This is a genomic window from Acinetobacter sp. (assembly GCF_036659555.1).
In the GTDB taxonomy this organism is placed as follows: Bacteria; Pseudomonadota; Gammaproteobacteria; order Pseudomonadales; family Moraxellaceae; genus Acinetobacter.
Window position 1 is genome coordinate 1 of the sequence record NZ_JAVXCI010000100.1, and the last position, 10,772, is coordinate 10,772.

Sequence of the window (10,772 nt, forward strand, 5' to 3'; positions counted from 1 at the left end):
CCCTGACTCTAGCGAGTCAGGGGGCTTTTTTTATGCAGGGAATGCAGGGGAAAAAAAGAAGCACAATAAAAAGATCCATCCGCGCTGAGGATGGATCTTAACTGATGCGGGCGGAAGCCCCTTTATTTAGCCTTCGCAGGGCATTCTCTGAAGCGCGCAAAGCCTACAGCTGCCGGCGCGCATGCTTCAGCGCGGTGCGCAGGCCTTCTTCAAGTGTCGGATGGTAGAATGGCTTATTTAGAACTTCATCTACCGTCAAATCTTCTGCAATCATCCAAGCCAGCAAATGCGCAAGGTGTTCCGCTGACTCAGTGAAAAGTTCAGCGCCTAAAATTTTCCGTGAAATTTTATCCACATAGATTTCAGCAGCGCCTCGGTTTTTGCCCAGAACGATTGCGCGCCCTTGCTTTTCATACGAAGCAGTGCCTGTCACAAACTCGGCATTCCTATCCATCAGCTGTTTAAAGCTTTTTCCGGCAGTTGCCATTTCAGGCGAACTGAACACAATTCCTAAAGGCGTGAGTGTTTTAGTATTCTGAATATTCGGAAAATTTAAGCAGTTCTGGACAGCTGTTCTGCCTTCATGAGCCGCTTCATGCTGGATTGGTGTCGCTGTATGCGCATCGCCGGCAATAAAAATTGGATAACCGGCCAATTGCTTTGTTTCGGCATGAATCGGCAAGTGCCTTATATCAGTGAAAGCAGGATTAATTTTTTCTAATTTGAGCTGTGTCAGGCTGCTGTTTCGCCCTGTTGCTGAAAGAAGATAATCGGCATGCAGGGTTTTATGCTCGCCATTTTCCGTATAGCTGATTTCAACGCCTTTTGCTGTATTTTTAACAGTTTGGGGCAGTATTTTAAATTTAATGTCTAATTCTTTCTGCAATTCATTTTGCGCCAGCTGCTGCAGATCAGGGCTGCTGAGTGTGCCGACTCTGCGGCTGCGCGCGAATATTGCTGTTTTAATGTTTAACCGGTGCATAGCCTGCGCCAATTCAATTGCAATCACGCCGCTGCCGATAACGGCAATAGAGCGGGGCAAGTGTGGCAATTCAAAAATATCATCTGAGGTGATGAACTTGTCCTGCAGTTCAGTTTTCCATTGTGGATTGAACGCGGGGCTGGAACCCACAGCAAGAATAAAGGTTTTAGCTTGGTAGTGCTGCTGATTCACTTCTACTGTATTTGCATTCACAAATGATGCATGGCCAGATATTTTATGCGAAGCTTCCCAGCTATTGACATCTTTAAGCGTTGCTGCGGTGAAGCGGTCGCGCAGGGTTCTGACATGCGCCATAACTTTAGATGCGTCAATTTGAGCAGTGACCTGCAGTGCGGTTTCTGATGCATGCTGAATGTCATGCATGCGGTTTGCCGCTGAAATTAAAACCTTGCTTGGCATGCATCCCACGCGCGCGCAGGTGGTGTCCCATGGGCCAGCATTGATGATCAGAATATTCTGGGTATATTTTACTGCTTCTTTATACGCTGCGATGCCGGCTGTGCCTGCACCTATAATAATAATGTCGTGCATAAAAGCTTGCGCAAATTGAAATATTTAGTATTTAGAGTAGTTTATGTTATTCATTTATTGCAATTGCATAACTAAAAATTGTGTATCTGTATGTAATAGATTGCTTATTTACGTGAATTTGAGTAAATTTTACCTAAAAGCCGTAAAAGTTAGTTTTAGGGCAATCGATATTATTATATAACGTGGGTAAGAAAATGACTTTATTAACTAATTTTAAAAAATTAGGGGTAAATACTGCTGTCTTAGCAACATCAATTTCATTAGTTGCATGCGGTGGCGGTGGCAGTGAGGGTTATTATGATAAGGGAAGCAGCGGTTCATCTGGAACTGATAATTCTGGCGGCAATACGTCAACAGATAATTCATCTCAGGTTGCTGAAAGCATAAGTGTCCCGGAATTAAAAGATGCTTCAGGAAAAGCCATTGTTAATGCAAATGACAGTTCAGTCGTTAAATTTTCTGTACAGGTTTTAAATAAAGATAAAGGCGGTATTTCTGCAAGAGATGTCCGGTTATCGATTACAGATAATGAGAACTTAAACGTAACCAGCAATGCCTCTGTCGTAAAGACGACGGATAGCGGTTTTGCTGAATTTGAGCTGAATATTCCAGCATTGAATGCAAGCTCTGGCAAAGTTCAGCTTACGGCGACTGTTGACGGTACGGAAATTAAACAAGTTTATACGCTGAATATCATCAAGACCAGTACAATCCAAAGTGACTATAATTTAAAAATCCAGCAAGGTGTTGTGCTTAATCTGCCAAATGGCAGTGCGTCCATTACTGCTCAGGTTACTGATAAAAATGGCGGTGTTAAAGCAGGTCAAGATATTATTTTAGCTTTGCCTGCGGATATGCAAGGGAAGTTTTCTATTTCTTCTGGATCAGCTTTAAAAACAGATAAGAATGGCAATGCTGTTTTTACGCTTACTGCAAGCGATGACCTAACTGCTGATGAAATTGAAAAACTGGTGGCTACGTCACAAAGTCTGGACTTTAAATTAACTGATGAACATCAGGCGCAGAAAAGCGTTAAAGCTGCAATTACATTCAAAGACCTTGCTCAAGTTGTCCAAAAGCTTGAAATTATTAAGGCTGACGCGCCAATCGTTGCCCAAGGCGGAAAAACAGTTGTTAAAGTACGCGCTAAAAATAGTAATGACGCCGCTTTGGCAAATAAAAAAGTAAAATTGATTTTCACAGATAAAAGTGATGCTTATGGCGTAACTTTGGATTATGCCGAAGCTATGACTGATGCGAAGGGCTATGCATCATTTACGCTAAATACAAATTCGAGCTATCCGATCGCATTATCTCAACAAGGCATTAACTTAAAAGCAATTTATGCAGATAATGATGCTGTATTTGCGCAAGACACAATCAGTGTGATTACAACAGACTCAAATGCAGCGGATCAACTGGCCCTGCAGCGCCTTGAGATTGCTTCTTCTTACAAAATCAATGCAAAGAACGATCATGTAACCATTACTGTTAAAGGCATTAACAATAAAGGAGATGCTGCCACTAAAGGCAAAGTGACTCTGGAGTTAAATACTGAAGCGCTTTCGAATGGCGTTACTTTTGATGGCAGCGCAGAGCAGGAGTTTAAAAATGGCTATGTGACTTATACGCTGCGTACCAATGCTCAAACCGCAGCTGCTGTAGATGCTTTGGTTAAAGCCGGCATCATCGCATCATTTAAAACAGATAACAATTTAAGCAATAGTATTAAAATTGCAGTTGAAGATGAAGCAAAATCTGAAGAGGCAGTTGGATATTTAGCGATTGATCCAATTAATGCTGCTTTTGATTATACGAAAGATCAAATAATTGATGTAAAGGTTAAGGCGATTGGCGTCAAAGGCAGTGCGCTCAAGGGTGAAACTGTAAGTGTTGCTTTGCCAAGCTTAACAACTGCTGACTTGCAGGCATTAGGCTTGAGTTTAATCGGCCAATCGTCAACGAATACTGATGACAAAGGTTATGCGAACTTCCAATATCAATACAAAGTGAATAATGCCAGCAGCGCCCGCCAAAAAGAGCTGCTTGCAAATGGCATCCGTGTTTTAGCGTCTTCATCTTCAAACCCGAGTGCGCAGCAGGCTGTCACATTAAACTTTAAAGCGCCAACGGACCAAAGCGAGATCGATTTGGATTATTTGGCTGTAGATATGCCGGGCAGTGTTGAATTGCGTTCAGGTGTAGAACACACTTTGCAAGTCGTTGTGAATGCAGCAGGCACAGACGGTCAGCTTTATGCAGGGCAGAAAGTTGCTATTGGCTTAAATGATGCTGCACTAACAAATGGCGTTTCTTTAACAACAGCTTCAGCATTGGCAACGAATAAGAGCGGTCAAGCTGTATTTGGTCTGAAGGTCAAGGCAAATAATGAGACTGAACTGAAGAATCTAATTGCAAATGGCATTACTGTCGCAATTAAGGGGACGCGTAAAGATGGTTCGGCGTATACATTAACGCGTAAAATAGATGTCAGCATGCCTCATGTGCCGCTGCTTGACTTGGCTGGATTGGCAGTTTCTTATGATGTTCAGACCGTTTCTGTCTTAGGCGGTGAAGTAAGGGTCAAGGTTGTTGCGCAGGATACTGCAAAAAATCCGATTGCCAATACGCCTTTAGCAATCGCTTTGTCTGGTTTGGCTGGTTCCCGGGTATCTCTGTCAGATTCTGCTTTAACAACAAACAGCAAAGGTGAAGCTGAATTCACGGTGAAAGTTTCTGAAGGCGCTTATGATGCTAACCTGATTAAGAATGGCATTACTTTTGCGGTAGTGGGCACAAACTTGAATAATGGTGACCGTATCCAGCAGACAGGCACAATTCAAGTTGCTATCCCGAGAGATTCAGTTAATTTGCGTCTTACAGCGGATCAGGAAAATTTAGAATTTGGTAAAACATATCAAGTTCAAGTTGCTGTGAAAGATGAGTTAGGGACGGCTAGTACTGGCTATCCAGTAAGTCTTTCTTTAAATAGCGAGGCAATTGCAGCTGGCGTTAAATTGAGTAAGGATTCAGTTGTAACATCAGCGAACGGTGCTGTGCCGGTTTCTGTGACTATTCCAAAGAATATGCCTGCGAAAGAGAAACAGGCATTATTGAATGCCGGTATTCATATTAAAGGTGTGATCACGAATCCTAAAGGTGAAAAGTTAGAATCAACATTAAGCTTTAATGTTATTGATGCCATAAACCTTAATCATCTAAATATCGACAGCAATAAAATTTCATTGAGTACAGCAGGTGATTCTGCACTGGTTACGGTCAAGCTGCTAGACAGTAATCAAGGTGGTATCACAGATCAGCCAGTGACTTTAACAATTGCTGACCCTAGAAATGTTACGTCTATAAAAGGCGTTTCACAGATTTCAACAAATCAATACGGTGAAGCAGTCTTTACGCTGGATATGAAAGCCACGGCTGATGCTAATACTGCGCCTATTCAGTTAATAGCCTCTCATATCAATGAGCAAGGGGCTATTGTGCAGCAGGTTGCACAAATTGCTGTAAATTCACCGACAGCATTAGCGCCGCAATTAGATCTAAAGCTCAAAGCTTCTAAAGAGAAATTGCATGTGCGCGGTGATGCTGTTGATGTTTCTGTATTGGTAACTGACGTGAATGGATCAAGCCAATCCGGTAAGGCCGTGACATTAGCACTGCCAGATTATCAGCTTAATGGCGCTTATATTCGTGGCGCATCAACGGTAGAAAGTGACGAAAATGGCTGGGTAAAATTCACAGTTGTTGTTGATGAGAGCCTGCGTAATACTGGATATAGCGCTGCTCAGTTTGTTGCGGATGATTTACGTGTAGAAGCGCTGGTAAGAGATGCCAATGGCACAGAACGCCGCCAAAGCTATCTGGCTGATGTTGTCAGCGCAGCTGTGCCTGTTACTCAAGGGTCTATTACTGTCGTGATGAATCCAACGAGGGTCGGTGCAGATGATCCAGCAGGTGTTTATTATAACTGGAGTGCTTCCGCACAAGTTGTAGACTTGGATGGCCGCCCTGTTGCCAATCAAAATGTGACTATGGATGTGCGCGCAGTAGAATTCAAGCGCGGTGCTTGGACTGTAGTAGAAGATGCTATAACTAAGGAAAAATCTTGGGTTCAGTATTTACCGTCAGCTCCGGCAGCGTCACTGGTGGCGCCATTATCATGTGCTGTGTCGGCAGTGGATGACCCGGCAACGCCATATGATGACCGCAATGTAACTATTCATGGTATGCACAAGTATGATCAAACACTTAATGCCTATATTGATGTTTTAACATTGGATCGGAATGGCAATCAAGTGCTGGAAACGCTCAATGCAGTGCGCTTCGTTGGCGCCAGTGAAGCTAACCCTTATACTGCAACTTATACTACAGATAAGGAAGGTAAATTTGACTTCCAGCTGCGTTATCCTAAGGCGCATGCTTCATGGCTATCTGTTCAGATTGGCGCAGCGACAACATTGTCAAGTTTCCCTATTCATGCCTATCGTACGGTTTCTTTACCGCCAGTTGCAGATGACTTTGATAAGACGAATTGGGCATATACACCATCTTTAAACAATACAAGTCCATACGGCACATTGCATGCGTGCAAATAATCTCCTGTGATTTAAATAAAACAAAAGCCTCGAAATGAGGCTTTTGTTTTATTTAGCATTTTGTATTGAAATATACAGTCAATTTTTCATGGCATAATTCTTCAGCCCTAAATTGAAGTCCCCACACTCACGCCAACCGTAGGCCTGACATTCATGGAGCTGCAGCCGCTAAAGGCCAGGGTGCAAACCAGTACAACTAAAAATTTATTCATTCAGCAAGCCTTGCGCTTTCGCCTGATTGAACAATGCTGAAGAGCGCGCGCCGCTTCTGCATACCATCAGGATCGGTTTAGGAAGCTCATTATAATATTTGGCAAACTCAGCCACGTCTGTTTGAGAAACTTTACCGCCTGTTACAGGCTGGTAAATCACGCTGACCTGCGCCTTTTCCGCAATGCTGCGGAGTTGGCCTACCGTCACGCTATTGCCCTGTTCCTGATCAGGCCGGTTCACAATCACCGATTTAAAGCCCTGCTGCTTTAACAGCAGGGTGAACTTGTCAGCAGTCATTTGCCCCGCCGCGCTGACTTTTTCATTCAGGGCAATGCTGCTGTCCTGCGCCATAGCAGGCGCAGTGCAAAAGAAGAATAAACTCAGAAGAAAGCTTTGAATGGAACGCTTAGTCATCCAGCAGATCCATCTGCTTGGCCAGCTGATACAGATTGTTTGAGCGGTTGCCTGTGCGGCAGAACATCAGCACCGGCTTAGGCAGTTCGTTGAAATGATTTGCAAAAGCGCGGACATCGACTTCAGTAATCTGGCCGGCAACGACAGGCTGATAGACATAGTCTAGGCCGGCAGCGCGGGCAGCCTCTTCAATTTGCGCGCTTGTCGGCTGCGCCGGGCCGCCTTCCATGTCCGGGCGGTTATTGATAATCGATTTAAAGCCTTTTTCAACCACTTGCGCCACGTGTTCAGGGCCAATTTGACCTGCAAAGCCGACATTTTCGCTCATTCTGTCACTCCATAATTTAAATAATACAATTATTCTTTATGATAGCATTAAGCATTAATATCAGCTTGATGTATTGAAATTTTTATAAATGACAACAGCCATAAAATAATGCATGGAGTACGTATGCACGCTTATACGGTTGAACCGCTGTATGTGAAAAGCGGCCAGGAAGTGATTGCTGCCGATTTCTACCGCCCGCAGATAGAACATAAGCCGGGGGTCATTATTATGGCGCATGGGCTGGCCTGCCTGCGCCAGTTTAAGCTGGTGCAGTTCGCCAAGCGCTTTGCGCAGGCCGGCTATGCGGTCGTGCTGTTTGACTACCGCTACTGGGGCGGCAGCACAGGGCGCCCAAGGGAGCTGGTGTCGCTGAAGTCGCAGCTGGAGGACTGGCGCACTATGCTGATGCATGTGGGGCAGCGCAAGTCGATTGACAGCCGGAAAATCGTGCTGTGGGGCATTTCCTTAAGCGCCGGCTATGCGCTGGACATCGCTTCAGAAAATAAGAACATACAGGCGGTGATTGCGCAGAATCCATTTGTGGATGGGGCGGAGAGCGCCAAGCTGTATCCGCTGCAGCAGCTGACCAAGGCGCTGAAAATCTCCAGCCAGGATTATATGGGGGCGAAAGTCGGCATGTCGCCCCGGACTTTGCCCGTGGCGGATGAGCATGGCCTGAGCTTTGCGCCGTCTGCAGACGCCTGCCAAGGCTATCAGTCCATCATTCATCCGGACTATTACTGGAGCGGTGAAATTCCGGCGCGGGTGTTCTTTAACCTGATCCGCTACCGGCCGATTCAGAACCTGCGGCGCATAGCGGTGCCTGTGCTGTATATCGCATCCAAAAATGATGGCTTGATTCCGATAGAAACCAGCCGTGAAGCGGCCACCAACATTGCGCCTTATGCGGAATACCATGAGTGGGAAATGCAGCATTTCGACATTTATCACGGAAAATGGTTTGAAAAAGCAGTGTCGGTTCAATTAGACTTTTTAAATAAACATATTGGAGTTGGCTAAATGATCGTAGTTTGCCCAGGCTGCAGCGTCAAAAACCGCGTGCCTGAAGAAAAGCTGGCAGCAGGCCCCGCATGCGGGCAATGCCATCAGGCGCTGATTCCGCTGGCTCCGATAGAGCTGAATGAGCGGAATTTCAGCACTTATATTTCCGGCAGCGACTTGCCCATTTTAATTGATTTGTGGGCGGACTGGTGCGGGCCATGCAAAATGATGGCGCCGCATTTTACCCAAGTTGCAAAACAGTACCCGAATGTGATTTTCGCGAAAATCAATACGGAAGAAAGCCCCCGCCTCAGCAGCGCCTTCAATGTCCGCAGCATTCCGACGCTGGTGCTGATGAATAAAACCAGTGAAATTGCTAGAATAAGCGGCGCGCTGCGGTCCAGCGAGCTGCAGCGGTGGCTGGATCAACAATTAACCGCTATGAAATAAGCAAGAGCCCGGAGTTAAAGTGTCAGATTCTTATGTAAAGCCGGAAGGAACCCTTTCCCTGCAAACCATCGCCATGCCGGCGGATACCAACTGGAGCGGCGATGTCTTTGGCGGATGGATTGTGTCGCAGATGGACTTGGCTGGAGCAATTCACGCGGAGCGCTTCAGCAAGGGCCGCTGCGCCACCATTTCCATCAATCAGATGACTTTTCTGGTGCCGGTGAAAGTCGGCGATGTGATCAGCTGCTATACCAAGATTCTGAAAGTCGGTAATACATCTATTCAAATGCAGATTGAAGTGTGGGACAGCCATGACAGCTCGCGCGAGCCGGTGCGCGTCACCGAAGGGGTATTCACCTTTGTGGCTGTAGATGTAAAAGGCGCCAAGCGCCAGATTCCTGACGAAGCCAAACAGCTGTTTGCCGCCCGGCCGGCTTAAGCTGCCGGCTTTGCGCCGGCAAAAATCCCAGCATAATGGCTGGGATTTTTTTATTTGCAGCGCGCAGCCTTCAGAACATGCTGTTGCTGTTGGCGCCGGGTTCCGGCACCGCCTGCTGCACATCCCAATGTTCCACGATTTTTCCGTTTTCTACCCGGAAAATATCCACCACGGCCGTACCCCGGTCTTGGCCATGTTGCATGGAATGCACATGCAGAAAGACCAGATCGCCTTCAGCGGCGGCGCGCTTAATCACGCTTTGCGCTTGCGGATTTTCTTTAAAATACTGGGTGAAAAAGTTCACGAAAGGCGCTTTGCCGTCCGGCACATCCGGATTATGCTGAATATATTCAGCGCCGATATAGCGGTCCGCATAGCGTTTGACCTGATGCTTGAGAAACACGCCTTCATAAAAATCCGTAACAATTTTCTTATTCTGTTGCGCCTGAGAAAAAGCTGCGGATGATGCAGCGGCGGACTGCGCAGGCAGGTGGCTGCAGGCGGAGAACAGCGCCATAGCCAGCAGGGCTGCGGACGCGGGGAGGAGTTTTTTCATTATTCGGCTCAAAGACTGGAATGCGTCATTATCCTGAGCCATTGCCGGCTTGAACAGCAAAATTATGTTATGCGCCGGTGCAGGTTTGGTAACAATAAAACTTACCTAAAGGTAAGTTTTATTTACATTTATTAATTTTTCATGGACTATTTTTTCAGGCGGGATTTGGATACCCAGGCCCAGACCATTTCACACTGCACAGGCTCTGCGCCGGATTCGTCCGTGACCGTGACGGCAACCAGCGTTTCGCCTTTGTCGGTGTTCTGCATCAGCTGCTGCTGTTCCGGCGTCAATGAGGCAACCGCTTTGATTGCGCCTTTGCTCGGGCGCTTATAATCCGCTTTTAAGCTTTTAATCAGCACGACTGCGCTGTCCGGCACATTCATCGCGGCGACAAAGCCGGTTGCGGTTTCCGCAATCAGCGCCATGGCGCAGGCATGCGCTTGCCCAATATGGTTCTGCATGGCTTTATGATTGGCCAGGCTCACCGTTACGCGCGAAGCCGTAACTTCCTCATAGCGGATTTTTGCCGTGCCGACCATCGGCACAATGCGTCCAAAAGCTTTAGACCACAGGGCGGTGCGGATGCCCTGCGGAAGTTTGGATGTGCTTTGAACCAGTTTGGATAAGCGGTTGCGCTGCGCCATGTGTCCCTCTGCTTGGCAGAGTATCTGCCTTAGTCTTTGAAATTGTTAAACTGTAAAGGCACGCCAAATTGCTGTTCCTTTAAAAATGCCATAACTTGCTGCAAGGTATCGCGTTTTTTATCAGTGATGCGGATTTTGTCGCCCTGAATGGAAGATTGCACTTTAATGCCGCTTTCTTTAATGGCTTTATTAATTTTTTTCGCGGTATCTGAGTCAAGGCCGTCTTTCAGCTTGATCACCTGAATGACATTTTTGCCGGAAGCGGTCATTTTTTGCGGATCCAGCGCCTGCACATCGACTTTGCGCTTATAGAAGTGGTTTTCCAGCATGCTGTACACTTGCTCGCATTGGAAATCGCTTTCAGTGCTGATTTTGACTTCCTTGTTTTTTTCATTCAGTTCGATAGAAACATCTTGGCCGCGGAAGTCAAAACGGGTTGCAATTTCTTTTTGCGTGTTTTGAACCGCATGATTTACCTCAAAAATTTCTAATTCTGAAACAATATCAAAAGATGGCATGGATTAGACCTTTACAAATGGAAAGAATATCTGAGATGCTAGGGATGTTTTCTTCATT

General features: G+C 46.1%; 10 protein-coding genes. 4 read left to right on the forward strand and 6 right to left on the reverse strand.

What is annotated here, in order from left to right; genetic code table 11:
* Nucleotides 1-163: 163 nt before the first annotated feature.
* A complete protein-coding gene (locus RSA72_RS12355) occupies nt 164-1,534 on the reverse strand; it encodes a dihydrolipoyl dehydrogenase (RefSeq protein ID WP_332623131.1) in 1,371 nt (456 codons plus the stop codon).
* Nucleotides 1,535-1,728: 194 nt separating this feature from the next.
* Here RSA72_RS12355 and RSA72_RS12360 point away from each other — a divergent pair, with 194 nt between their 5' ends.
* Nucleotides 1,729-6,147, forward strand: a complete 4,419-nt coding sequence (locus RSA72_RS12360) for a hypothetical protein (RefSeq protein ID WP_332623132.1) — start codon at nt 1,729-1,731, stop codon at nt 6,145-6,147.
* Between the two features lie 204 nt (nt 6,148-6,351).
* Here RSA72_RS12360 and RSA72_RS12365 read toward each other — a convergent pair whose 3' ends face one another.
* Nucleotides 6,352-6,774 (reverse strand): beta-lactamase hydrolase domain-containing protein, encoded by a 423-nt coding sequence (locus RSA72_RS12365; protein ID WP_332623133.1) that lies wholly within the window; start codon nt 6,772-6,774, stop codon nt 6,352-6,354.
* On the reverse strand, nt 6,767-7,102 hold the full coding sequence (locus RSA72_RS12370; protein WP_332623134.1) for a TIGR01244 family sulfur transferase: 336 nt from the start codon (nt 7,100-7,102) through the stop codon (nt 6,767-6,769). Before RSA72_RS12370 ends, RSA72_RS12365 begins: the two co-directional genes overlap by 8 nt.
* 123 nt (nt 7,103-7,225) lie before the next feature.
* Here RSA72_RS12370 and RSA72_RS12375 point away from each other — a divergent pair, with 123 nt between their 5' ends.
* From RSA72_RS12375 to RSA72_RS12385, 3 genes are read left to right on the forward strand one after another with little or no spacing between them, the layout of a single operon-like run.
* A complete protein-coding gene (locus RSA72_RS12375; protein WP_332623135.1) occupies nt 7,226-8,122 on the forward strand; it encodes an alpha/beta hydrolase in 897 nt (298 codons plus the stop codon).
* A complete protein-coding gene (gene trxC / locus RSA72_RS12380; protein ID WP_332623137.1) occupies nt 8,123-8,554 on the forward strand; it encodes a thioredoxin TrxC in 432 nt (143 codons plus the stop codon).
* 19 nt (nt 8,555-8,573) lie between these two features.
* Nucleotides 8,574-8,993: an acyl-CoA thioesterase gene (locus RSA72_RS12385; RefSeq protein ID WP_332623138.1), complete on the forward strand. Its 420-nt coding sequence runs from the start codon at nt 8,574-8,576 to the stop codon at nt 8,991-8,993.
* Between the two features lie 70 nt (nt 8,994-9,063).
* Here RSA72_RS12385 and RSA72_RS12390 read toward each other — a convergent pair whose 3' ends face one another.
* The 3 genes from RSA72_RS12390 to RSA72_RS12400 all read right to left on the reverse strand — a co-directional run bounded on the left by RSA72_RS12390 (nt 9,064) and on the right by RSA72_RS12400 (nt 10,714).
* Nucleotides 9,064-9,549 (reverse strand): nuclear transport factor 2 family protein, encoded by a 486-nt coding sequence (locus RSA72_RS12390; RefSeq protein WP_332623139.1) that lies wholly within the window; start codon nt 9,547-9,549, stop codon nt 9,064-9,066.
* A gap of 146 nt (nt 9,550-9,695) precedes the next feature.
* On the reverse strand, nt 9,696-10,196 hold the full coding sequence (locus tag RSA72_RS12395; protein WP_332623140.1) for a DUF4442 domain-containing protein: 501 nt from the start codon (nt 10,194-10,196) through the stop codon (nt 9,696-9,698).
* 29 nt (nt 10,197-10,225) lie between these two features.
* Nucleotides 10,226-10,714, reverse strand: a complete 489-nt coding sequence (locus tag RSA72_RS12400; RefSeq protein ID WP_068907868.1) for a YajQ family cyclic di-GMP-binding protein — start codon at nt 10,712-10,714, stop codon at nt 10,226-10,228.
* Nucleotides 10,715-10,772: the final 58 nt, after the last annotated feature.